Below are 22,593 nucleotides of genomic sequence, written 5' to 3' on the forward strand. Positions count from 1 at the left end.
GAGTGAAGGATAATGGCAAATTTTATGAATGCAAAGGATGCAATTAGTGCGTCTTTGGCTAAATGTTTCGTGACAATCGAAGGAAACCGTTACGAATTCATGCAGGCAATCAACTTAGAGGCAAGTGTTGAGAAGACAAAAACGGAAGTACCTATTTTAGGAAAAACAGGGAAAGGAAATAAAGCAACAGGATGGACTGGAAGCGGAAACGCAACATTCCATTATAATACAAGTATCTTTAGATCCTTACTAAAGCGATATAAAGACAAGGGTGAGGATGTATATTTTGATATTCAAGTAACCAACGAAGATCCGACATCTGGTGTAGGACGACAAACGGTCATCTTAAAAGACTGTAACTTGGATGGCGGGATTTTGACTAAATTTGACGCGGATGCAGAATATTTAGATGAAGCAATCGACTTTACATTTGAAGATTTTGAGATTCCGGAAGAGTTTATATCCTTATCAGGGATGCAGTAAAAGCACCTAGAAGTGCATATTAATATATTGATAAGAACAAAAAAGGGATGTGCATAGAATGCACATCCCTTTATCATTTAAACGATAAGAGAGGAAGAAAACAATGGGAAATTTAGCAGGTTTTTTGGCACAAAATGCAAAGAAAATAGAAAACATACAATATGTAGTTTCAAAACGTTTTACAGATGAAGAGGGAACGCCAATTCCATGGGAAATTCGATGTATTACATCAACAGAGGATGAAGCATTGAGAAAGTCATGTACAAAGCGTGTTCAGGTTCCGGGCAAACGCGGGCAATTTACTCAAGAGACGGACTACAATCTATATCTTGGGAAGTTGGCAGCAACATGTACAGTGCATCCAAACCTTGATGATATGGAACTTCAAAACTCATATAATGCAATGGGGGCAGACCTTGTCTTAAAGAATATGCTTTCACCTGGAGAATATTCAGACTATTTAATCAAAATCCAAGAAGTCAACGGATTTGAGGTGAGTTTTGAGGAAAAAGTAGAAGAAGCAAAAAACTAATAAGTGAAGGTGATCTTGAGGCAAATATTGCATATTATTGCCTTCACAAATTTCATAAATGGCCTCATGAATTTTTGGATTTGGAGAGGAATGAACGTGCGTTTATCGTAGCGGCCATTGAGATTAAAGTAGAAGAAGATAAGAAAAGAAATAAGAAAGTAAGTCGACCCAAAAAGAGATAATTATTAGATGAACGCACAAAGGTAGGTGATTACATGGCAACATTAATGAATACATTACAACTAACAGATGGTAATCTTCCGGCAATAAGAAAAATGGATCAGTCGATCGATGTGATGACAGGCAAATTTCAAGCTATTCAAAAAATAACACAGAATTTTGTAAACGTAGAAGTTATTCAATCGGCAAGACAAGAAATCAATATGTTAGAAGAAGCAACCCAAGAATCATGTGGATATATGGAAAAACTTAAAAAGACGATGGGAGATTTAAAGGTTGGCGAAGGCGTACAAAAAGTGATGAACCTGTCAGACAAAATGGTCCAAACGACAGCGAAGTTGAATATGGCGAATGACGGTCAACAAAGTACGGCAGAACTTCAAGATATGATTTATCAATCTGCCAATCGATCGGGGACATCCTATGAGGCGAATGCTGGTGCGGTTGCTTCGTTAGCAGAAGGACCCGGAGGCACCTTTTCAGATAACGGAGAAACGATTGCTTTTGTAGAAGCATTTAACAAATCCATGGCGCTTGCCGGAGCTAGCCAAGAACAGATGGATTCAACGCGTACAGAGCTAGTGCAGGCGTTGGGATCAGGCGCATTAGGTGGAGATGATTTTAGCTCGATATTTGCCAATGTGCCCCAAGCTGTTCAGATGATTGCCGACTATATGGATGTCCCTATAGAACAGATGAATACTTTAGCAGACCAAGGGGCGATAACAGGCGATGTCGTCAAAGGCGCGTTACTTTCGTCGATGACAGATATAGATACGGAATTTGAAGCTATGCCTATGACGTTTGAACAAGCAACAAATCTAATTAAAAATAAAGCGTTGAAAGCCTTTGAACCTATATTTCAACAGATATCAAGTTTTATCCAAACGGATTCTTTTCAACAGATTATTAATGGTATTATTGTTGGATTAATGATGATCGTTTCTGTTGCATCTACATTATTTGGAATGTTGCAAGCGGGGGCAGCATTTGTTATTGATAATTGGTCTTGGTTTCAATACATTGTACTTGGTCTTGTTTTGGCTTTTGTTGCATATAATACGCATGCTTTAGTAACGAATGCTTTAATGGGTATTCAAGCTGCAAAAGCTGGGATTTTGGCTGGAGCACAGATGCTCCAAACGGGTTCAACACTTGCAGCTAAAACTGCTCAAGATGGACTTAATTTATCGTTATATGCATGTCCGATAACTTGGATTATTTTAGCAATTATAGCATTAGTGCTTATTATTTATCTCGTAGTTGCAGCAATTAATTATTTTGCAGGAACTGCGATTAGCGCTACAGGGATCATTGCAGGTACATTTATGTGGTTATTTGCTCTTATTGGGAATATAGCCATTGGATTTATTAATAGTACTATTCAATTTTTTATGACATACTTCGTGGAACCGTTTGTTAGAATCATAGAATTTATTCTAAATGTCTTTAACGGAGGTTTTGACAGTTTTGGAGACGGGGTGGCAAATTTAATAGGTCAAATTATATCATGGTTCTTATCCTTGGGAAAGGTTGTAACCACTATTATTGATGCTATATTTGGTACCGATTGGACAGACGGACTTAACTCTTTACAAAAAGAAGTAGGTTCATGGGGCAAGAATAACAATGCAATAACTCTAGAAACAAGAGACTATAAAATTGATCATAGATTTGATATGACAGATGCATATGGAAAAGGATATGATGCAGGGGAAAATTTTGAGCAAAACTTTGACATGGGAAAATTCACAGATGGAATGTTTGGTGATAAAAATCCTTATGAAAATGAGGATCCTTATAACAATGAAAATCCTTTTACAAATAGTCAAGATGATATCTATGAAACATCAAATAACACTGCAAGAATGGCAGACACTATGGATGTGGCAGAAGAGGACCTTACATATTTACGTGACCTAGCAGAACAAGATGTCATTAATCGATTTACAACGGCAGAGATCAAAGTAGACATGGGTGGCATCACCAACCAAGTCAGTGGAGAACAAGACCTAGATGGAATGGTTGAATATTTGGAAAATACACTTTACGAGACAATGGCTGTAGCTAGCGAGGGGGTGCATGAATAATGGCATATATTTTTGAAATGGATGGTGTGGCCTTACCGGTCGCACCGTCCAAAATGCAGATGAAAATCAAAAATAAAAACAAAACAATCAATCTCATCAATGATGGAGAGGTGAATATATTAAAATCAGCTGGTTTGACAGATATTTCTTTTACAGTGATGATTCCGCATGTAGAATATCCCTTCGGATACTATCCGGATAAATTCAAGCCGGCTTATTACTATCTAAGCAAATTTAAAGAATTAAAAAAGAATAAAAAGCCTTTTCGATTTAATGTGTACCGCAATAAGATCATGGGGGCAAAAGTCTTTGGAACAACTATGCTTGTGTCCATTGAAGATTACGCTATTGAAGAAAATGCGGCAGATGGGCAATCAGTGAATGTCTCTATTAACCTAAAAGAATGGAAGCCTTATAAAACAAAGGTGGTAGCTATATCCAAGAAAAATGAAGAAAACGTTGCAACCATTCAGACAACACGTGAAACTGGATCTGCGCCAAAGCCAAAGACATACACCGTTAAACAAGGCGATACACTTTGGAATATCTCAAAGAAAAACCTTGGTCAGGGAGCTAAGTACAGAGAGATTGCATCCTTAAACAACATCGCAAACCCAAATTTGATCTTTCCAGGGCAAGTCTTAACAATGCCTATTGAGGAGGTGAGTCAATGATTGAACTCGAAATTCAAACAAAAACCCTAAAATATTTTCCTGTAGTAGAAGGGACAATTCAATGGGTGACTGAGAGGAAGGGACAACCGGCAAAACTCACATTTTCGGTGGTTAAAGATGAGATTATCAACTTTCAGGAAGGGGACATGGTTAACTTTGTTGTCGATGGCTACAATGTTTTTAAAGGATTTGTATTTACAAAAAACCGAGATAAAAACGGTATCATTAAAGTGACAGCTTATGACCAACTTAGATATCTGAAAAATAAGTTTACGTATGCATACGAAAATAAAACAGCAAGTGAAGTCATTCAAACCTTATGTAAATACTTTGGCATAAATACAGGACAAATCGAAGAGACACCGTGGGTTATCGCACGCAAAATAGAGCAAGATAAGTCGTTGATTGATATGATGTTAAATGCCTTAGATTTAACCCTTCAAAACAGTAAAAAGCTATATATACTTTTTGATCAGTTTGGCGAACTTACATTGCGAGATGCCGAGGCGATGAAGTGTGACCTATTAATCGATCAGCAAAGGGCTGAAAATTTTCAGTACCAATCATCGATTGATAATGAGACGTATAACCTAGTTGTATTGCGTAATAAAGATAACGGAAAAAAAATTATCGCTTCAGATAATAACAATATTGAAAAATGGGGGCTGTTACAATACTTTGATCAATTTGACACAGATGATGTGAATGTGCAGTCAAAAGCAGATGCACTTTTGAAGTTATATAATCAAAAGAGACGCTCACTTAAGATAAGTAAAGCCTTTGGTGACCCAAGAGTACGAGCTGGATATCATGTACCTATAGATGTCCATCTAGGTGATATCGTGGCAAAAAACTACATGCTGGTTGAACGAGCGACCCATTCCTTTAGCCAAGATGTGCACACGATGGATTTGACATTAAGTGGAGGTGGTATTCATGCCTAATTTAATTGAGATTATTAAGCAAGCATCTGTAGAAGCAATAGAAGCATCGAATCCAACAGCTTTTGTATATGGGACGGTCGTCAGTGCGTCTCCGCTTAAGATAAACTTAGAACAGCGCCTAACACTCGATGCTTCACATTTGATTTTAACGACGCTTGTGCGTGATTTTTCGGTAGACGTTACCTTGGATCATGCGACGGCAAATGCACAAGGAGGGACGGGCGATAGCTCCTTTGCAACGCATAAGCATGCTGTCTCTGGGAAAAAAGCGATGACGGTTCATCTGGGATTAAAAGAAGGGGAACAAGTTTTACTCATACGTCGTCAAGGTGGACAAAAATATATTGTATTGGATCGGATAAGGTAGGTGATGGTTGTGATTCCAAAAATAAACGAAGAACTTCCTAGTGATTTTATATATGAAGAGCTTCCAACAAAAACATTTAAACTCAATGGCGCGCGCCAGGTTATTGTTGGACAAGCAGATGAGCTTGAAGCAATGCAACAAGCCATATACTTAATACTTAACATTGAACGCTATGAGAATCTCATCTATTCATGGAACTATGGAATAGAGCTACATGACTTGTATGGGAAAAGTGTGGAGTATGTTCTTGCGACGCTTGAATGGCGGATTGCAGAAGCGCTGCTACAAGATACAAGAATTACAGAGGTAACAAACTTTGATTTTAAGACACATGGAAACAAGATACATGTCACCTTTACTGCGACAACAGTATTTGGTGATATAGAAGCAGAAAAGGTGGTGAAGATATAAATGTATGAAGAGATAACCTACGAACATATTTTGCAAAGGATGTTAGATAAAGTTCCTATGGACGTAGATAAAAGGGAAGGTGCCATTATTTATAATGCGTTGGCACCGGCGGCAGTGGAACTGCAAAACATGTATATTGAGTTAGATGTAATCTTGAATGAAGCGTTTGCAGATACACAGAGCAGACCTTACCTTATAAAGCGGGCAGCAGAACGTGGAATTATTCCAAGCGAAGCGACAAAGGCGGTTGTTAAAGGTGTGTTTAACATAGATATACCGATAAATTCAAGGTTCTCACTCGGTGATTATAATTATAAGGTGATGGAACAAATTACAAGTGGACAATTCAAGCTTGAGTGTGAGACAAGCGGCGAGCTTGGGAATCAAATAGGGACATTGCTACCGATTTCCTATATTGCAGGTTTAACACATGCACAAGTAACGGAGATATTAATTCCGGGTGAAGAGGCAGAGGCAACGGAAAATTTAAGGCAAAGATATTTTTCTTCTTTGGAATCCCAGTCCTATGGAGGAAATGTGGCGGATTACAAAGAAAAAACGATGGCACTTGCAGGAATAGGTGGAGTGAAGGTTTATCCGGTATGGGATGGTGGAGGCAGCGTTAAACTGGTGATTATGGACTCGACATATGCCGTTCCAAGTTCCGCGCTTATTGAGGCGACCCAATCTGCAGTTGATCCGATAGTCAATCAAGGACAAGGAAAAGGTTTTGCTCCAATAGGGCATGTCGTCACTGTTATGGGAGTAACAGGCACAGCCGTAGATATTGCAACGACCATCACCTATCAAGAAGGCTGGTCGTGGGAAGATATTCAACCGTATGTAACAGCTGCTATCGATGAATATTTTCATGCTTTGGCTTCTGATTGGGATACAAGCGACAATCTGATTGTTAGAATTAGTCAGATTGAGACGCGCTTACTCAATCTTACAGGCATCCTAGACATAGCCAATACAACCATCAATACATTAGCTCAAAACTTGGTGATTGATCAAGATAGTATTCCGGTGAGGGGGGATGTAAGTGGATAATAGACCATTGATTGATTATTTACCGCAGGTTCTTAAGGAGGTCAGGGAATATAAGGCGATCATGGCGACAGAAGAACCGGAACTCAGGACGTTGTGGACAGCCCTTGAGGATGCGTTGAAGGACAACTTTGTTAGCGAAGCAACAGAACACGGAGTGCTCAGACTGGAAAGCATCCTAAAAATCACGCCAAAAGCAGCAGATACGTTGACAGATAGAAGATTTAGAATCAAGGCAAGGTTCAATGAACAACTTCCATATACCTTTAGAACATTGGAAGAACGCTTGAGGACTCTTTGTGGTGAAGATGGATATACATGTGAGTTGCTGAGTGATAGTCATATGCTAAGCGTTCGAGTAGAGGTGGTTGCAAAAGGACAATATAGTGCAGTTGAAGAATTGCTTCATCGTTTAGCCCCAGCAAACTTAATAATTGACTTAGAACTAAGATACAATCAAAACGCAACATTAAAAAACTTTACACATGCGCAATTAAGCGCTTATACGCATAAACATTTAAAAGAAGAGGTGATTATTTAATGGGAAAAACATATACATCCAATTATAACTTAACAAAAGATGACGAAAACGAATTCTATAATGTAGCGGTACAAAGTGAAAATATGGATTTGATAGATGGAGCACTAAAAGCATTAAGTGATGAAAAAGTAAGTCATATAGAAGGGAAAGGCCTATCAACCAACGACTACTCAGACGCAGAAAAGCAAAAGCTTGCAAAAATTCCAGAAGATGCAACAGACTATCAGCATCCAGCAACACATAGCTTGGATATGATTACTGAAACAGGAGCACGAAAGATTTTTTCATCTGCAGAGAGAACAAAACTAAGCGGGATAGACGAGGGGGCAAACAATTACAGACACCCCGATAAACATGCGCCAGATATTATAAAACAGGACTCAAAGAGCAGATTTGTTACAGATGCAGAAAAAAATATCTGGAATAATAAAGCGAATACAAGCTTAGTTACAACGAGCGTGAATGGTTTAATGAGCAAAACTGATAAAGTGAAATTAAATGGAATTGAACCAGGAGCGCAAGTAAATGCGGTAAAAAGTGTTATGGGTAAAACAGGGGAAGTGACAGTCAATAAAACAGATATTGGTTTAGGAGCAGTCCAAAATTATGGGGTTGCATCAACGCAAGAAGCACAAGCGGGGAAAAGTAATCAAAAATATATGACACCGTTGAGAGTAAAAGAAATGTTAGACACAGGACAAACATATAAAAAAATACCGTCATTAATCTATGAACTTAAAAATTCTGGACCGGATACATCTATTTCAAGTTTAATATTTAATGTTTTTGATAATGTATTATATTACTCATGGGCGACAAACCACTCAACAAAAAGATACTATGATTTAGGATCGTACAACATGCAAACAGGAGAAAAGAAGAGTACTAGTTCAAGTACTAATAGCAAATATAGAAATAGAATAATTTTTAAATGGGACGATAATTATGTCGGTACAATTTCAGAAGCAGGTATCAGAAAAATACATAAAGAGACTTTTTCAAGTAGTATCGTTGCAACACCAGTTGCAAAATTTCCGCTTAAAAATTTTAAGGAAGAAGAAGAACATATTTATTATATTGGAGCCACATCTACAAGAGAATCGAGCCTTGTAAAATTTAATAAGGTAACAGGAGCTCATGCAATTTATTCTATGAGTGGTTATGAAAGAGAGTTTTGCATAGTTGGAAATTATATAGTAACGTGTATAACAAATGAAAAATTTTATAGAGTACGAGATAAAAACACCTTAACGAAGATATCGACATCTGAAACTTTTTCGAGTACTGATCACACATTTGAGATGATATCAATATCCGACAGATATGCTATAGAAGTCACAGAAAATATGCGGTTTAAAAAGGTTGAAATTGATCCAAATAGTGGGGCTGTATTAAATGTCACATCCGATAGTAATTCATATAATATAGACAGGATACGAGGTTTGAAAAAGTTATCTGATTTATACATTTATATTGAAGCGACAAGTGTTGATGGATTAGAAACAATCATTTTTTTACTCAATACAGACACTTTAAGATTGACATTGATTGCAAAACAAAGTTTTGAAGAGCATATTTTATCAAGTCATATCAGAGATGGAAATAACATTGTGTCCTATGGAGAATCTGGATTTTATATCAGGGATTTGCTTTAAGAACAAGATGATTTTAAAGAAACAGTAAAAAAAAGGGGGGAGTATTATGAACGAGGAAACTTGCATTGAAAAACATAATAATATCAACCAGCGCCTAGATGTGCACGACAAGAGATTGAACAATCATTCTCAGAGAATCGATGAGCTTGAACAGCATCGATCGCGCACAGAGACGAAGATTGAAAATCTGTGTGAACAAATCAAATCGTTGGTAACTACTATTAAATGGGCTATGGGCTTAACAATTGGAACGTTGTTAAGCTTTTTTATTTGGTATATACAAAATCTTTAGGAGGAAGGGATATGAAAATCAACTGGAAACAGAAGTTAACAAGCCGTAAGTTTTGGATGGCAGTCACAGGGTTTGTCACAGCAATTCTAACTGCTTTTAATGTGGAGAGCCTTACGATAGAACAAGTCGTATCCATTATTTCTGCATGCAGCGTGTTAATTGCCTATATTATTGGTGAGGGCTTAGTGGATGCGAAGAGGGAGAGGGTGAACCAAGATGAATTTACAACCGATTAACGGAAATATTCAGATTACATAACCTTATGGGATGCGAATAGATCCTATAGACAAAGTAAAAAAGTTTCATAATGGTGTCGATATTCGAGCGAATATCGGCACACCGCTTTTGGCGGTAGCAGATGGAGAAGTAATTATATCCAAAGTAAATGGTGGAGGAGCTAAGAAGGGGTATGGATATTATATCGTAGTGCAGCATAAAGGGTTTGTAACCTTATCAGCGCATTTAAATCGTTTAGGCGCACCAGTTGGAACGTTAGTGAAAAAGGGTCAGGTTATTGGATATACAGGCAATTCTGGAAAGTCAACAGGACCGCACCTACACTTTGAAGTGCATGATACAGATAGAATAACCAATACCTTCTTTAATAGAGATGTAACAGGCAAGATGGCAACAAGTATTAATCCTAAAACTTTCAAATGGGTTCCGGATTATGTTCAACGTATGATTGACTCTGATTTTGACCGTGTAGATGATTGGGTGGCATTTATTGAGCAGCACAAAAACGATGAAGGAATAGGTAGATTTTTAGAAGAAGCGTTTATGAAGTTAAGCTAACATCGAAGCGATACTTAATTCGACCCATTAATTGATCTGTCTATTTGGCAGTTTTTTTTGACAATAAATTGACAACGATATTCTATGTGTTACTATATAAGCATAAAATATAGAAAGAAGAGGTAAAATCATGAAAACAAAAAGAGTATTAGCATTATTATTAGCAGTTATGCTAATCGTATCAGCGTGTGGGGGAAAAGCAAGTGATGAGATTGAGTTGACCATTCCTGCGGATTACGTTGGAGAGACAACACAAGAAGAATTAACAGCTGCGGCTGAAGAAGAAGGCTATTCATCAATTGTACTTAATGAAGATGGCAGTGCGACATATACCATGACCAAGGAACAACATGAAGAAATGTTGGGACAGATGCGAAGCGAGATGGACGGCGTGATTGATGAGATGATTCAATCCGAAGAATATCCAAATCTTGTTGATATAGAAGTCAATGACAATTATTCAGAGTTCAAAATTACAACTAAAAATGAAGAGCCAGATATGGCAGAATCCTTCTTGACGATTTCTTTTTACATGTATGGTGGAATCTACGGAATCTTTAGTGGTGAAGAAGTAGAGAATATTCAAGTTACATTTATTAATGAAGCAACAGGAGACGTTATTTCAGAATCCAACTCAAGTGAGCTAGGTGCAGAATAAGTTTTTGAAAAAAGATACATAGAATCCTTGACTATCACCTTAGGTGTTAGTATATGCTTATCCTGAGGTGATGATTATGTTAATTCATGAAGTAAGTAAACGCACAGGGCTTACTAAAAAAGCAATTGAATACTATAGTGCAAAGGGGCTGGTTCAGCCTTCTGTCTTAGACAATGGTTATAGAGAATATAGTGAGGAAGATGTTCTTATATTGGACAAAGTCAGCGTCTTAAGAAAACTTGATGTAGGGATTGAACATATTCGAGAGATACTTGAGGATACATCAGGCTCAGCCATACAAAATGTGGTGCTGAAAAAAGAGTTGGATATTCAACGTGACCAAGTCAAAAAAGAACTTCTTGCAAAACTAGGTTCTAACACATCGGAGAGTAATATCAAAGATGCGCTACAAGCTATTGAACAAGGTAAAACTATTGGAGATAGGTTGTTGGAAGCATTCCCCGGATACTATGGACGGTTTATTTGCCTACACTTTGCGCGGTTTTTAAATGAACCGATGGTGACCCATGACCAGCAAATGGCGTATGATAAAATTCTAACATTTTTAGATGAGATGCCGTCTTTAGTCATACCAGAAGAACTAAATGCGTACATGATGGAGAATAATAGGGATATATCTGTTGATCAGATCAGTGCTATAATAGAAGATACCCAAAGTGCGATAGAGCATCCTGACAGATTTTTTTCAGAGAATAAAGACTTTGTCAAGCGTTATCTGGCATATACATCTTCGGATGAATATAAGGATTCGCCTACGTACAAGCTAATGACACTGATGAAAGAATTTAATAGTGCAAACGGTTATTATGATGTTTTTATTCCTGCAATGAAGCAGCTAAGTGCTTCATATGCAAGGTATTATCAACAACTTGAGAATGCGAAGGATATGCTTGATATCTAGATATTCTATAAGCCCCCAGCAGCGCTTTATATAGCATTGCTGGGGGCTTTTTTTAGCCAAGAACATATGTAGCGATCAGTTGATCTAGCTTTCGAATATCAACATCTTTTTTGAGATTAAGTTTAAAATGCCCGGACTTTGTCCAAAATTCCATTTCGGTGTTAACGTCCAACATTCCAGGGGCGTTTTCGCTCGAATACATATCAATAGATTTAAAAGGAATCGAATAGACCTCGACTTTTCTTCCGGTGATACCTTGCTTGTCGGCGATGATAAATCGCTTGTTTGTAACAACTGCAACATCACGAATTGTTTTATAAGCAGCTACAGGCTTTTCCCCAGGTACAAGAATCTGTAAGACTTCCGGTGGAATTCGATCAGCCTCTTGGGTAAATGTCCATGTTAAGATTTCACTAATATTTGCCATAATACTCCTCCATATCTTTTGACATTATTGTAGGACATAAAACTATTTGTGTCCAGTTTGTGTGTTCATTCTATTTTATATTTGTGCCGTCTAAAAAACGAATGAAAAGTTACTTTATACGATGCAGGGTTAAAGGGTTTTCAAGAGCAAGTAGTTCCTGCTTGATATCAAGCCCCCCAGCATATCCCACGAGACGATGGTTGGAGCCAATGACACGGTGGCAAGGAATGAAGATCATGAGGGGATTTTTGTTATTGGCCATACCTACAGCGCGATATGCTTTTGGATTGTTGATGGCCAATGCAATATCTTTATAGGAACGGGTTTGTCCATAGGGAATCTGCTGTAGCGCCCTCCAAACACGTTGCTGGAACGCGGTGCCTTGTGGAGCGAGGGGAAGGTCAAAAACTTGACGTTCTTTGTTAAAGTATTCACTTAATTGTTGGAATGCGGCGTCTGAGACGTTGGAGGGTTCATTTGGAGTATCTATGTGAGTAACAATAGAGGCAGAGGTAATATTATTATGTTCATATCCAATTCGAAATATTCGCCTATTAAATTGTGAAAAGGTATAATACGCGTATTTTGGCATAGGCAACTGTCCTTTCCGTGCGATTTGTATTGTAAAAAGTTATGCTTTCAATATAGCATATATTTACCGCGTTATGAAGATAGAGACTGTTAATTGATATGAAAAAATGTATTGTTAAGACATATTAAGCTATATTTAATGCAATTATAATGGAAAAAAACCATAATAGATTGTAATATAGTACTCAAGAGAAAATGCTATTGTAACATTAGGGAAGAGTAAGGTGATAAAAATGCTTCAAATTAATGGATTAGGAAAAACATACGGATCAGGCCAAGCTGCCGTAAATGCTCTTCGAGGTATTGATTTAACAGTTGCAGAAGGTGAATTTGTATCAATTATGGGGCCTTCCGGTTCGGGTAAATCAACCTTGATGAATATTGTCGGATGCTTAGATAAATCGACGTATGGATCATATGCACTAGATACGGTGGACGTATCCAAGCTCAATGAAAATGAATTGGCAGCGATTCGAAATAAAAAGATAGGTTTTGTTTTTCAGTCGTTTAATCTATTGCCTAGAATTTCGGCGCTCAAAAATGTAGAATTACCCATGATCTATGCTGGAGTGCATCACAAAGAACGGCGAGAGCGTGCGGTTGAAGCGCTAAAGCGTGTAGGATTAGAAGCTAGAATGGATCATAAGCCAAATGAGATGTCGGGAGGACAAAAACAGAGGGTTGCCATTGCAAGAGCTTTGGTCAATAGTCCGGCAATTATTTTGGCAGATGAGCCAACAGGGAACCTAGATTCCGTTTCCTCAGAAGAGATTATGGAAATTTTCCAACAGTTAAATCAAGAAGGCGTTACGGTTCTAATCGTAACCCATGAACCGGACATTGCTGATCATACCCATCGTATTGTAACGTTTGAAGATGGATTGTTAATTAGTGATCAAAGGGTGGAATCGCCCTTAGATGCCCGAGAAATACTTAAAGAAAAACAACGCATGCTTAATGCATCGTTAAAAGGAGGAGAACACGATGAGTGAATTTAATGACAAAGAAAGCGCAAACGAAAATACAAATGCGGTAGCTGATGTAGAACTGAATGAAGAATATGTTCAAATGAATGGGTTCCAAAAGGCGATAGGAATAATCACATCACCCAAAAAGACATTGTTATCCTTAAGTGTTAAGCCTAGCTATGTGATTCCAATCATATTAATTATCATAGTTCCTATTTTGCACTTTTTCCTTGCATGGTCCGGTTATGAGAAGATGATGATTGAAAGCTTGGAGATGGGGGTTGCGGGAACGGGAGTAGAGGTTACACCAGAGCTGATTAATATGCAATTAAACGTTAGTAAATGGGCAATGGTTTTAGTGGCAGTATTTGGAGGTCTAGGTGGTGCTGCATTTAGCGCATTATATTATTTTGTTGCAGCAAAGATTGCAAAATCAGACGTATCCTATGGTCGCCTGTTTTCCGTACAACTACATGTTGCAATTATTGGATTGCTATCATATATTATACTAACAATTCTTGTGGTTCTAGGCAATCCGGCAGTAGCATACACTAGCTTAGCGATGGTCTTACCGCAATCAATGCAAACTACATTTATTGGTGGATTGTTATCACCTATTGAATTTTTTGGAATTTGGTCGTTGATTGTGATGTATTATGGCATGCGTATTGTCGCTAAAGTGAGTAAAAAAGCAGCATTAATTTCTGTTATTGTTGCACTTTTGGCAAGCATGCTATTTACAGGCGCGACTTTAGGACTTACTACAGCAATGACAGGAATGATGGGATAGGTGATTTGATGAAAAAGAAAGTAATTATTGGAATTGGTGCTGGGATCGTTTTAACAGCAATTATTGGTATAAGTGTATGGCGTCAGAACATGAACGGTGATGGCGGAGGTTTTGGAGGTAAGGAACAACCTGTAACAACTCAAACGGTTAATGTACAAGAGATTACGTCTACAGTGTCCGTGACAGGTGTTGCCAAAGAAGCATTAAAACAAGAGATGCAAGCAAAAGAAGTGCTTGAAATTACTAAAGTCAATAATGAAAAAGGGGATATCGTCAAAAAAGGTGATGTGCTGTTTGAAGTGGATGTTAAACCCCTTGAAGATGAATTAGAAAAGCTTAAATTAAACCAAGAGCGTGAATATTTACAACTAAGTCGCTTAAGCTCAGAGAGTAACGTATCTGGAGTTGAAAGTGCAAAAATTAGTAATGAGTTATCAAGATTAACATACGAAGCAGCGCAAAAGGAAGTGGCTACACAAGAAAAAGAATACAAAAAGCATCAAGAATTATATGGAGCAGGGATTATCTCAGAGGCAGAACTAGATACAGCAAAGGCCAATCTAGATAATGCAAAGACCCAATTAAATAATGCACAGTTAAACCTAGAACAAAGTCAGGTAAGTGTACGCGAGATTCAATCAACGACAGCAAATACCAATCAAGCCAAAGATTTTGATATTCGAGCACAACGCTTAGCGTTAGAAAGTATTGACCTTGATATTGCCAACTTAGAAGAACGCGTAGAAGAATATCGAACATTTGGAGAAGCCAAAATTGATGGTATTGTATCTGAGATGGATGTACATGAAGGAGATTTTCTAGAGGTTCAAGAGCCGATGGCAACAATTATCTCGGATGAAGAAATTATCATAGAAGCAAATATTCGTGAATATGATATTCGAGAGATTCGTATAGGTCAAGAGGTTCTAATAACAGGAGATGCAATTGATGAATCCGTTGAGGTAAAAGGGCGTGTGCAATACATTGCTCCGGTTGCAGCTAAAGCTATTATAAATGGGCGTGAGTCAACCTCAATCTTGGTTGAAATCGTTGTTGAACAAGGCGTTGAAGAAGTAAAGCCTGGCTATACTGTAGAGTGTGAGATTACAACTTTGAAAAATGAAGAAGCCATTGTCATCTCATATGAAATGTTCGCACGTGAAAAAGACGGAGAAAAAACGGTGTTCGTAGTTAATGAGAACAATGTGTTGGAAGAACGCGTAGTTGAAGTGGGAATTACTTCTGATTTTGATGCAGAAATCACATCAGGAATCGAAAAAAATGAGCTCGTAGTTGTAAATCCGTCAATGTTACTACATGATGGAATGAAGGTATCCGTAAATGAGCGAACGGTGGAAGAAGGGAACTAAATGCATTTAACAGAGAATTTTAAGCAAGCATTTTTGAGTTTGTCCACAAACAAGTTAAGATCGATTTTAACAATGCTTGGCATTATTATGGGGGTTTTTTCTGTGGTCGCCATACTAGCAATCAGTAATGCAGCCAAGGTTTTTATGTTAGATGAGTTCAACAAAATGGGGGCTAATTCAATTATCATACAAAACATGTCATCCAACGGTGAAGAGCTTGAAGAGCGGGACCGACTAACGATGGACGACCTTTATAAGATTAAAGAAGGGGTTGCTGAAGTTGAATTTGTAACAGCGGCACAAGTATTTTATTCGGATATTCGTGTAGAAGATGGATACCAATCCGCATATGTAACAGGAGCAACCCATGAGTATCCAAATTTTCAAGCGATGGAATTTGTTCATGGTCGTTTTCTTTCAGCAGAGGATATTGAAGGGCAACGTAGAGTTATTGTTGTTCCGGACACATATGCTAAGGAGCACTTTGGACGAACAGATATTATCGGGGAAGAAGTGACAATCACCAACTATTATGGAGAACTGCTGAAGCTTCGTGTTATCGGAGTCTTAAGTACCGAAGATAATCTTTTTTCTTCAATGATGGAAGGGATGCCGGTTGAAGTTGTTGTCCCTGTAAGCTTGACCCAAGCTTTCTTTGACAGTGATACTGTGGATCAGATACAAGTATCAGTTTTTCAAGGGACCAATCTGAAAGAGGCCGGAGAAAAGATTGTGCGTTTGCTAGAGTTTGTCAATCAAAATGAAGACAAATATATGGCGACCAGCATTGAAGATATTCAAAAATCTGTTGGTAGTGTATTAGATGTTATTTCAATGATTTTTGTTGTCATTGCCGTCATTACCCTAGTGGTTGGAGGAATAGGCATTATCAACATTTTGTTGGTTTCTGTAACAGAACGTATTCGAGAAATCGGTCTGCGAAAAGCCATTGGTGCTAAGAAGCGGGATATCATCATGCAGTTTTTAACAGAGTCAATCATGATGACTGGTTTTAGTGGATTGATTGGAATCATACTTGGTTTAATTACGGGAGGTATCATATCTGCACTTATAAAAATCCCGCCGGTTGTGGATTTGAAAACCGTCATATTTACCTTTACAGGATCGATTGTTTTAGGAATTGTCTTTGGAGTATATCCGGCAAAAAAAGCAGCAGATCTTGATCCAATTGAATCTTTACGATATGAGTAGATAATATAAAAGGAATAGCTTTTGGCTATTCCTTTTTTTGACTTAAAAAACTATTATGATAACGCTTGTCGTTGGTGACGTCTTCGCCAAACCAGTCTGGAGGGATAAACGTCTCAGCAGCATGGCGTGTATCAAATTCAACTTCAGCTAATTGCAGGCCATCATAATCATCATGAAACAAATCCAGTTCAATCGTATAATCTTTATACGCAATATAATAACGAGTTTTGTGAATAATTAGTCCTTCAACTTTCAAAGACAAATGCTCAAACTCCTCCCGGCTTATTTCAAGTTCATGTTCTTCACGCTCTAATAGCCCCTTGCCTTTAATGGTTAATATGTACTGGTTGTCTATCTGTCGTATACGGATAACGGGAAATGTTGATATGTAGCCTTGCTTAATTTGTCGATGGGGATAAGTGGCCAAATTATCCGGAAGTTTTGGGATAAGATATTTTTTTTCAATTTCCATAAGAGTGAACTCCTTGTTTTTTAAAAAAGATAATGGTAAAATATAGTTTAATAATATTATAACGTAAAATTGTGTTGAATCATAGTTTTTTAGGAGGCTGTTATGGGAAAAGCTGCTCTATTTTTAGCAACAGGTTTTGAAGAAATAGAAGCGATAAGCATCATTGATGTTTTAAGACGAGGCGGATTAGATTTAGTTACGATTTCAGTATCGGGTATGGAAGATGTTGAAGGGTCACATGGAGTGATTGTAAAAAGTGATGCCTTGTTTTTTTCAATTGACTATTCAGAATATGACTTATTTATCCTACCGGGAGGACCAGGGACAGAGAATTTGAAAAAACATGAAGGTTTGTGCGACTTACTTGTTCAAGTTCATAACGAAGGCAAGCGCATTGCGGCGATATGTGCAGCACCGAGTGTTCTTGGCGAGATGAAGATACTTGAGGGGAAGATGGCAACCTGTTATCCTGGATATGAAGAGGAACTAAAAGGGGCTCATGTACTTAATCAAGAAATCGTTCGTGATGGTAATGTTGTTACGGGCAAAGGTCCGGGAGTGAGTATGAAGTTTGCTTTTGAAATTCTCAAAGATTATCTGGAACCAGAAGCTATTGAGGGGTTAAAGGAACGAATGATTATTCATTAATCTGTATATATTTGAAGTCTATCTAACATAAATTACTGTATGGATATATTGGGGTTTCATGAGGGGAAAGACAAGGTGAATAGAGCGAAAGACTAAATATGCAAGGGATTTCCAGCCTTTTGCACTGCGGTCTGACAGCGTGATAAAATAATGCAAGATTAAATGGCTGATTTGCAAAAAAACAAATGTATTTTCTGGAAAAGACTTTACAGTACTTCAAATTTATTATATAATTACCAAGTAATTTAGGCTTATCATAGATGTAGACAAAACATAAAATGTATTTTAATAAGACCCGTTCCGATAGGAGTGGGTTTATGTCTAATTATGAAAGCTATTCGAAAGGAGTTTTATACATGTCAGGTTATTACGCAAAAAGGGTTCTTTCCGCGGTGATTACCATTTTACTTATTTCATCATTAACTTTTATAATGATGCATGCTGTACCGGGGGGCCCTTTTACACGTGAGCGTCCCGTTCCGGATGAGATTCTAAAAACGTTGAATGAGAAGTACAATTTGGACGCATCTTACTTTGAACAATATGTTGATTACATGAAGGGGCTGCTTACTTTTGACTTAGGTCCTTCTTATTCTAAAGTAGGAACATCAGTAAATGATTTAGTTGTTTCAGGATTCCCAGTTTCAGCAAAAATTGGACTCATGGCAAGTGCTTTAATCATTGCGTTAGGGATACCCGTGGGGATCATATCAGCCTTGAAACAGAATAAACCCATTGATTATTTAGTTATGTTTTTAGCCACAGTGGGAGTAACGGTGCCTAGCTTTGTTATGGCTACACTTATTATTTACTTCTTTGCCGGCAAGCTTGGGTGGATTCCAAGTTTTGGTGTCACTGATTGGCGAGGATATATTGGACCGGTTCTTGCATTGTCAGGATATTCGCTATCCTTCGTTGCCCGTTTGACACGTTCGAGTATGTTAGAGGTGTTACAACAAGATTATATTCGTACAGCACGTGCTAATGGAATACATGAATTTAAAGTTATTGCAAAACATGCAGTAAAGAATGCAATGATACCTGTTGTTACTTATGTTGGACCAATGGTTGCATCAATCCTTACAGGGTCCTTTGTAATTGAAAAGATTTTTGCCTTACCGGGCCTTGGAAGACACTTTATAGAAAGTATTACTAACCGTGACTATACGACAATTATGGGAATGACAATTATTTATGCGGTACTTTATATTGTTATGATTTTCATAGTGGATGTAGCATACGGATTTATCGACCCAAGAATCAAACTCGGAAAGGGGAAAGCATAAAATGGCAGATAATCGCTTTGTCTTCTTGGACAGCAATCTTGAAGACGCAGAAAAAGTACGCCCAAGTTTAACCTATTGGCAAGATGCTTGGCGACGACTTAAGAAAAACAAACTATCCATGATTGGTGTAGTAACAATAATATTAGTATTATTGTTTGCTCTTTTGGGTCCATACTTTACACCATTTTCATATTCAGACCAAGACAATCAATATAAAAACTTACCTCCGGTACTTAATGTATTTGAAGTTGAGGAAGATGTGAATTTTTATCTTTCAAGTGACTATAATATGTTTAGATTGGGAGATAATGGACGCTTAGAAGAACGTCTCAAAAATGCAAAAAAAGATCCAATCAATAAAGTATATACATATATCATGGAAGTTGATGGCGTTGAACGTGAGATCGTATTGGACTTCTCATATAATCTTTTGCCAACAAAGCAAGGATATGATTATGACTATACCATCACTTATGAAGGTATTGAATATACACAACCAACGGGAAAGATGTTCAACAAAACATATCCTTTTGGTACGGATGACTTAGGACGAGACTTGTTGACGCGTATCATGTACGGTACAAGAATTTCCTTACTTGTTGCTTTTATTGCAACACTAGTTAACTTATTCATCGGTGTAGTATACGGAAGTATCGCTGGATTTGAAGGCGGTCGTGTCGACAACATCATGATGCGTATTGTTGATATTATCAACTCGGTTCCGCTAGTTCTATATGTTATCTTGTTAATGGTTCTATTTGACGAAGGTGGTCTATGGAATATTGTTATCGCGTTAAGTACAGTATATTGGGTATCTATGGCGCGACTTGTTCGTGGTCAAATGCTATCGCTTAAAGAACAAGAGTTTGTTTTAGCGGCTCGTGTTATTGGTGTTCCAAAGCATAAGATTATATTTAGACATTTAATTCCCAATGCAATCGGACCTATTATTGTTTCAATGACAATGATGATTCCAAGTGCTGTATTTACAGAAGCATTCTTAAGTTTTATTGGTTTAGGTGTATCTGCTCCGATGGCATCCTTAGGGGTATTAGCAAACAATGCCTTATCAGGATTGTTAACGTATCCGTATCTATTGTTCTTCCCGGCAATGACGATTGCTATTATTATTCTTGCCTTTAACTTCTTAGGGGATGGATTAAGAGATGCGCTAGACCCAAGACTAAGGAAAGGATAGATTAAACTATGAGTAAGATATTAGAAGTCAAAAATTTAAGTACATCATTTTATACCCACTTAGGTGAAGTTCAAGCTGTTCGTGGTAATACGTTTACAATGAACAAAGGAGAAATCCTTGGTATCGTTGGTGAATCCGGTAGTGGAAAAAGTGTTACGGCAATGTCAATTATGGGCTTGATTGATCATCCTGGAAGAATTAAAAGTGGAGAAATCCTATTTAATGGTGAGAATATAGCCAATAAATCGAATAAAGCTATGTCAAACATTCGAGGAAAAGAAATCTCAATGATTTTCCAAGATCCTATGACATCGTTGAATCCGGTATATACAATAGAAAATCTTATGGTTGAAGTTATTCAACGTCATAAGCATGTATCAAAAAAAGAGGCAAGAGAGATTGCAATAGAAAAACTTAGTCTTGTTGGTATTCCAGAACCGGAAAGCCGCATTAAGTCCTATCCACATGAGTTTTCCGGTGGTATGCGTCAACGTGCGATGATTGCAACAGCGTTATCTTGTGATCCGAAGCTTCTTATTGCGGATGAGCCAACGACAGCTCTTGATGTTACGATTCAGGCGCAGATTCTTGATATCCTAAAGAAACTTGCACAAGAGTTAGAGACTTCAATTATGATTATCACACATGACTTGGGCGTAATTGCAGAGACATGTACAAAAATCATCGTAATGTATGGTGGCTTGATTATGGAAAAAGGACCTATTGATGAGATCTTTTATAATCCTCAACATCCATATACTATTGGTTTGCTAAATTCTGTACCACGAATGGACGTTGAAGAAAAAGGACGATTAATTCCGATTCCGGGTTCACCTCCAGACTTAATGAATCCTCCAACAGGATGTCCATTCTCAACACGATGTCCACGTGCAATGAAGATTTGTAAAGAAGAACCGGTACCTACATTCAAAGTAAACGATAATCATACATCAGCTTGCTGGTTGTTGCATAAGGATGCACCGGAAGTTGGAGGATTTGCAAAAGGAAGTGAAGTCATTGGCTGAGAATAAGAATTTATTAGAAATAAAGAATCTAAAAAAATATTTTACGATAAAGCATAGTATGTTTGAAGATAAACGAAAAGTTTTAAAAGCCGTAGATGGTATTTCCTTTAATATAAAAAAAGGTGAAACCTTCGGACTTGTAGGTGAGTCCGGTTGTGGAAAATCAACGACAGGTCGTTCCATCGTTCGATTGTATGAACCCACAGGCGGAGAAATCATCTATGATGGTGAAAACATTGCCAACATAAGCGACAAGGAAATGTTAAAATATAGAAAACGTATTCAAATGATTTTTCAAGATCCATATGCATCATTGAATACGCGAATGACAGTATCCGATATTATTGGAGAGGGGCTGGATATTCATACGAATATTACAGGAGCTGCTCGTCAAGAGCGTATCTATGAACTTCTTCAAAGAGTTGGACTGAAAAAAGAACATTCAAATCGTTATCCACACGAATTTTCCGGTGGACAGCGACAACGTATTGGTATTGCAAGAGCTTTAGCGATTGAACCGGAGTTGATTATCTGTGACGAGCCGATTTCAGCTTTGGACGTATCGATTCAAGCCCAAGTAGTTAACATGTTAGAAGACTTACAGGAAGAACTTGGATTAACGTATTTGTTTATTGCCCATGACCTTTCCATGGTTAAGCATATTTCTGACCGAATAGGGGTTATGTATCTTGGAAATATGATGGAAATTGCTGAAAGTAATGAACTCTATAAAAATCCATGGCATCCATATACAAAGGCATTATTGTCATCAATCCCGATTCCTGATCCAAGAGCCGACAAAGGACAGCGAATTATCCTTGAAGGTGATGTTAAGAGCCCGATTAATCCAAAAGAAGGATGTCGATTTAGCTCACGTTGCCGATATTGCAAAGAAAAATGTAATGAAGTGACACCTGAACTACGTGAAGTAGCACCGGATCACTTTGTGGCATGCCACTTTGTAGAAGAAATCAACGGACTCTAGTCAATATTTATTGTTATGCGTCTATCA

At 37.7% G+C, this 22,593-nt stretch carries 27 protein-coding genes; 24 read left to right on the forward strand and 3 right to left on the reverse strand.

The annotated features are described in order from the left end of the window. Positions 1 to 12: 12 nt before the first annotated feature. From QBE53_01295 to QBE53_01365, 15 genes are all read left to right on the forward strand, one after another. A complete protein-coding gene (locus QBE53_01295) occupies positions 13 to 483 on the forward strand; it encodes a phage tail tube protein (GenBank protein WZL81760.1) in 471 nt (156 codons plus the stop codon). A gap of 103 nt (positions 484 to 586) precedes the next feature. Further along, on the forward strand, positions 587 to 1,015 hold the full coding sequence (locus QBE53_01300) for a phage portal protein (protein ID WZL81761.1): 429 nt from the start codon (positions 587 to 589) through the stop codon (positions 1,013 to 1,015). A gap of 215 nt (positions 1,016 to 1,230) precedes the next feature. Then, positions 1,231 to 3,285 carry a tape measure protein gene (locus QBE53_01305; GenBank protein ID WZL81762.1) on the forward strand — a complete coding sequence of 685 codons (2,055 nt, stop codon included), beginning with the start codon at positions 1,231 to 1,233 and terminating at the stop codon, positions 3,283 to 3,285. Next, the gene (locus tag QBE53_01310; GenBank protein ID WZL81763.1) at positions 3,285 to 3,959 is read left to right on the forward strand and encodes a LysM peptidoglycan-binding domain-containing protein; all 675 of its coding nucleotides are present in this window, start codon (positions 3,285 to 3,287) and stop codon (positions 3,957 to 3,959) included. Before QBE53_01305 ends, QBE53_01310 begins: the two co-directional genes overlap by 1 nt. Beyond that, positions 3,956 to 4,903 (forward strand): hydrolase, encoded by a 948-nt coding sequence (locus tag QBE53_01315; GenBank protein WZL81764.1) that lies wholly within the window; start codon positions 3,956 to 3,958, stop codon positions 4,901 to 4,903. The genes QBE53_01310 and QBE53_01315 overlap by 4 nt, the downstream gene beginning before the upstream one ends. Beyond that, positions 4,896 to 5,270, forward strand: coding sequence for a DUF2577 domain-containing protein (locus QBE53_01320; protein ID WZL81765.1), 375 nt, complete (start codon positions 4,896 to 4,898; stop codon positions 5,268 to 5,270). Before QBE53_01315 ends, QBE53_01320 begins: the two co-directional genes overlap by 8 nt. A 3-nt stretch (positions 5,271 to 5,273) precedes the next feature. Further along, on the forward strand, positions 5,274 to 5,681 hold the full coding sequence (locus QBE53_01325; protein WZL83250.1) for a DUF2634 domain-containing protein: 408 nt from the start codon (positions 5,274 to 5,276) through the stop codon (positions 5,679 to 5,681). Then, positions 5,682 to 6,734: a baseplate J/gp47 family protein gene (locus tag QBE53_01330; protein ID WZL81766.1), complete on the forward strand. Its 1,053-nt coding sequence runs from the start codon at positions 5,682 to 5,684 to the stop codon at positions 6,732 to 6,734. Next, positions 6,727 to 7,272: a DUF2313 domain-containing protein gene (locus QBE53_01335; protein WZL81767.1), complete on the forward strand. Its 546-nt coding sequence runs from the start codon at positions 6,727 to 6,729 to the stop codon at positions 7,270 to 7,272. The genes QBE53_01330 and QBE53_01335 overlap by 8 nt, the downstream gene beginning before the upstream one ends. After that, positions 7,272 to 8,927: a hypothetical protein gene (locus QBE53_01340; GenBank protein ID WZL81768.1), complete on the forward strand. Its 1,656-nt coding sequence runs from the start codon at positions 7,272 to 7,274 to the stop codon at positions 8,925 to 8,927. The genes QBE53_01335 and QBE53_01340 overlap by 1 nt, the downstream gene beginning before the upstream one ends. Before the next feature lie 46 nt (positions 8,928 to 8,973). Continuing rightward, positions 8,974 to 9,219 (forward strand): hemolysin XhlA family protein, encoded by a 246-nt coding sequence (locus QBE53_01345; protein WZL81769.1) that lies wholly within the window; start codon positions 8,974 to 8,976, stop codon positions 9,217 to 9,219. Between the two features lie 11 nt (positions 9,220 to 9,230). Next, positions 9,231 to 9,455 (forward strand): hypothetical protein, encoded by a 225-nt coding sequence (locus QBE53_01350; GenBank protein ID WZL81770.1) that lies wholly within the window; start codon positions 9,231 to 9,233, stop codon positions 9,453 to 9,455. 31 nt (positions 9,456 to 9,486) lie between these two features. Next, positions 9,487 to 10,014, forward strand: coding sequence for a M23 family metallopeptidase (locus tag QBE53_01355; protein WZL81771.1), 528 nt, complete (start codon positions 9,487 to 9,489; stop codon positions 10,012 to 10,014). A gap of 130 nt (positions 10,015 to 10,144) precedes the next feature. After that, positions 10,145 to 10,672 (forward strand): hypothetical protein, encoded by a 528-nt coding sequence (locus QBE53_01360; protein ID WZL81772.1) that lies wholly within the window; start codon positions 10,145 to 10,147, stop codon positions 10,670 to 10,672. Between the two features lie 76 nt (positions 10,673 to 10,748). Further along, positions 10,749 to 11,594, forward strand: coding sequence for a MerR family transcriptional regulator (locus QBE53_01365; protein ID WZL81773.1), 846 nt, complete (start codon positions 10,749 to 10,751; stop codon positions 11,592 to 11,594). A gap of 52 nt (positions 11,595 to 11,646) precedes the next feature. Here the strand turns inward: QBE53_01365 and QBE53_01370 are convergent, their stop codons facing one another. Both QBE53_01370 and QBE53_01375 read right to left on the reverse strand, forming a co-directional pair. Beyond that, positions 11,647 to 12,021, reverse strand: a complete 375-nt coding sequence (locus QBE53_01370) for a PH domain-containing protein (GenBank protein ID WZL81774.1) — start codon at positions 12,019 to 12,021, stop codon at positions 11,647 to 11,649. Between the two features lie 109 nt (positions 12,022 to 12,130). Continuing rightward, complete coding sequence (locus tag QBE53_01375) at positions 12,131 to 12,613, reverse strand: methylated-DNA--[protein]-cysteine S-methyltransferase (protein ID WZL81775.1); 483 nt, start codon at positions 12,611 to 12,613, stop codon at positions 12,131 to 12,133. Between the two features lie 232 nt (positions 12,614 to 12,845). Between QBE53_01375 and QBE53_01380 the strand changes: the two genes are divergently transcribed. The 4 genes from QBE53_01380 to QBE53_01395 are packed head-to-tail and all read left to right on the forward strand — an operon-like array spanning position 12,846 to position 16,952. Then, positions 12,846 to 13,604 carry an ABC transporter ATP-binding protein gene (locus QBE53_01380; GenBank protein WZL81776.1) on the forward strand — a complete coding sequence of 253 codons (759 nt, stop codon included), beginning with the start codon at positions 12,846 to 12,848 and terminating at the stop codon, positions 13,602 to 13,604. After that, positions 13,597 to 14,370 carry a Yip1 family protein gene (locus QBE53_01385; GenBank protein ID WZL81777.1) on the forward strand — a complete coding sequence of 258 codons (774 nt, stop codon included), beginning with the start codon at positions 13,597 to 13,599 and terminating at the stop codon, positions 14,368 to 14,370. The genes QBE53_01380 and QBE53_01385 overlap by 8 nt, the downstream gene beginning before the upstream one ends. 8 nt (positions 14,371 to 14,378) lie before the next feature. Next, complete coding sequence (locus QBE53_01390) at positions 14,379 to 15,740, forward strand: HlyD family efflux transporter periplasmic adaptor subunit (GenBank protein WZL81778.1); 1,362 nt, start codon at positions 14,379 to 14,381, stop codon at positions 15,738 to 15,740. Beyond that, complete coding sequence (locus QBE53_01395) at positions 15,741 to 16,952, forward strand: ABC transporter permease (GenBank protein ID WZL81779.1); 1,212 nt, start codon at positions 15,741 to 15,743, stop codon at positions 16,950 to 16,952. A 25-nt stretch (positions 16,953 to 16,977) separates the two neighbouring features. Here QBE53_01395 and QBE53_01400 read toward each other — a convergent pair whose 3' ends face one another. Continuing rightward, a complete protein-coding gene (locus QBE53_01400) occupies positions 16,978 to 17,424 on the reverse strand; it encodes a CYTH domain-containing protein (GenBank protein WZL81780.1) in 447 nt (148 codons plus the stop codon). A 102-nt stretch (positions 17,425 to 17,526) separates the two neighbouring features. Between QBE53_01400 and QBE53_01405 the strand changes: the two genes are divergently transcribed. The 5 genes from QBE53_01405 to QBE53_01425 all read left to right on the forward strand — a co-directional run bounded on the left by QBE53_01405 (position 17,527) and on the right by QBE53_01425 (position 22,566). After that, positions 17,527 to 18,072 carry a DJ-1/PfpI family protein gene (locus tag QBE53_01405; GenBank protein WZL81781.1) on the forward strand — a complete coding sequence of 182 codons (546 nt, stop codon included), beginning with the start codon at positions 17,527 to 17,529 and terminating at the stop codon, positions 18,070 to 18,072. A 356-nt stretch (positions 18,073 to 18,428) separates the two neighbouring features. Beyond that, on the forward strand, positions 18,429 to 19,358 hold the full coding sequence (locus QBE53_01410) for an ABC transporter permease (GenBank protein ID WZL81782.1): 930 nt from the start codon (positions 18,429 to 18,431) through the stop codon (positions 19,356 to 19,358). Position 19,359: 1 nt separating this feature from the next. Then, positions 19,360 to 20,556 (forward strand): ABC transporter permease, encoded by a 1,197-nt coding sequence (locus tag QBE53_01415; protein ID WZL81783.1) that lies wholly within the window; start codon positions 19,360 to 19,362, stop codon positions 20,554 to 20,556. Positions 20,557 to 20,564: 8 nt separating this feature from the next. After that, on the forward strand, positions 20,565 to 21,581 hold the full coding sequence (locus QBE53_01420) for an ABC transporter ATP-binding protein (GenBank protein ID WZL81784.1): 1,017 nt from the start codon (positions 20,565 to 20,567) through the stop codon (positions 21,579 to 21,581). Further along, on the forward strand, positions 21,574 to 22,566 hold the full coding sequence (locus QBE53_01425; GenBank protein WZL81785.1) for a dipeptide ABC transporter ATP-binding protein: 993 nt from the start codon (positions 21,574 to 21,576) through the stop codon (positions 22,564 to 22,566). The genes QBE53_01420 and QBE53_01425 overlap by 8 nt, the downstream gene beginning before the upstream one ends. Positions 22,567 to 22,593 lie beyond the last annotated feature (27 nt).

The sequence above is a fragment of the Vallitaleaceae bacterium 9-2 genome, from assembly GCA_038396585.1.
Taxonomy (GTDB): Bacteria; Bacillota; Clostridia; order Lachnospirales; family Vallitaleaceae; genus UBA1351.

Excerpts from the sequence above, each read along its gene's own strand:
- QBE53_01355 (WZL81771.1), top strand. The coding sequence starts at position 9,487 with ATGCGAATAGATCCTATAGACAAAGTAAAAAAGTTTCATAATGGTGTC.
- QBE53_01295 (WZL81760.1), top strand. The coding sequence starts at position 13 with ATGGCAAATTTTATGAATGCAAAGGATGCAATTAGTGCGTCTTTGGCT.
- QBE53_01300 (WZL81761.1), top strand. The coding sequence starts at position 587 with ATGGGAAATTTAGCAGGTTTTTTGGCACAAAATGCAAAGAAAATAGAA.
- QBE53_01350 (WZL81770.1), top strand. The coding sequence starts at position 9,231 with ATGAAAATCAACTGGAAACAGAAGTTAACAAGCCGTAAGTTTTGGATG.
- QBE53_01320 (WZL81765.1), top strand. The coding sequence starts at position 4,896 with ATGCCTAATTTAATTGAGATTATTAAGCAAGCATCTGTAGAAGCAATA.
- QBE53_01395 (WZL81779.1), top strand. The coding sequence starts at position 15,741 with ATGCATTTAACAGAGAATTTTAAGCAAGCATTTTTGAGTTTGTCCACA.
- QBE53_01410 (WZL81782.1), top strand. The coding sequence starts at position 18,429 with ATGTCAGGTTATTACGCAAAAAGGGTTCTTTCCGCGGTGATTACCATT.
- QBE53_01370 (WZL81774.1), bottom strand. The coding sequence starts at position 12,021 with ATGGCAAATATTAGTGAAATCTTAACATGGACATTTACCCAAGAGGCT.
- QBE53_01390 (WZL81778.1), top strand. The coding sequence starts at position 14,379 with ATGAAAAAGAAAGTAATTATTGGAATTGGTGCTGGGATCGTTTTAACA.
- QBE53_01325 (WZL83250.1), top strand. The coding sequence starts at position 5,274 with ATGGTTGTGATTCCAAAAATAAACGAAGAACTTCCTAGTGATTTTATA.
- QBE53_01400 (WZL81780.1), bottom strand. The coding sequence starts at position 17,424 with ATGGAAATTGAAAAAAAATATCTTATCCCAAAACTTCCGGATAATTTG.
- QBE53_01380 (WZL81776.1), top strand. The coding sequence starts at position 12,846 with ATGCTTCAAATTAATGGATTAGGAAAAACATACGGATCAGGCCAAGCT.
- QBE53_01310 (WZL81763.1), top strand. The coding sequence starts at position 3,285 with ATGGCATATATTTTTGAAATGGATGGTGTGGCCTTACCGGTCGCACCG.
- QBE53_01340 (WZL81768.1), top strand. The coding sequence starts at position 7,272 with ATGGGAAAAACATATACATCCAATTATAACTTAACAAAAGATGACGAA.
- QBE53_01365 (WZL81773.1), top strand. The coding sequence starts at position 10,749 with ATGTTAATTCATGAAGTAAGTAAACGCACAGGGCTTACTAAAAAAGCA.
- QBE53_01420 (WZL81784.1), top strand. The coding sequence starts at position 20,565 with ATGAGTAAGATATTAGAAGTCAAAAATTTAAGTACATCATTTTATACC.
- QBE53_01305 (WZL81762.1), top strand. The coding sequence starts at position 1,231 with ATGGCAACATTAATGAATACATTACAACTAACAGATGGTAATCTTCCG.
- QBE53_01415 (WZL81783.1), top strand. The coding sequence starts at position 19,360 with ATGGCAGATAATCGCTTTGTCTTCTTGGACAGCAATCTTGAAGACGCA.
- QBE53_01385 (WZL81777.1), top strand. The coding sequence starts at position 13,597 with ATGAGTGAATTTAATGACAAAGAAAGCGCAAACGAAAATACAAATGCG.
- QBE53_01375 (WZL81775.1), bottom strand. The coding sequence starts at position 12,613 with ATGCCAAAATACGCGTATTATACCTTTTCACAATTTAATAGGCGAATA.
- QBE53_01315 (WZL81764.1), top strand. The coding sequence starts at position 3,956 with ATGATTGAACTCGAAATTCAAACAAAAACCCTAAAATATTTTCCTGTA.
- QBE53_01345 (WZL81769.1), top strand. The coding sequence starts at position 8,974 with ATGAACGAGGAAACTTGCATTGAAAAACATAATAATATCAACCAGCGC.
- QBE53_01360 (WZL81772.1), top strand. The coding sequence starts at position 10,145 with ATGAAAACAAAAAGAGTATTAGCATTATTATTAGCAGTTATGCTAATC.
- QBE53_01405 (WZL81781.1), top strand. The coding sequence starts at position 17,527 with ATGGGAAAAGCTGCTCTATTTTTAGCAACAGGTTTTGAAGAAATAGAA.
- QBE53_01330 (WZL81766.1), top strand. The coding sequence starts at position 5,682 with ATGTATGAAGAGATAACCTACGAACATATTTTGCAAAGGATGTTAGAT.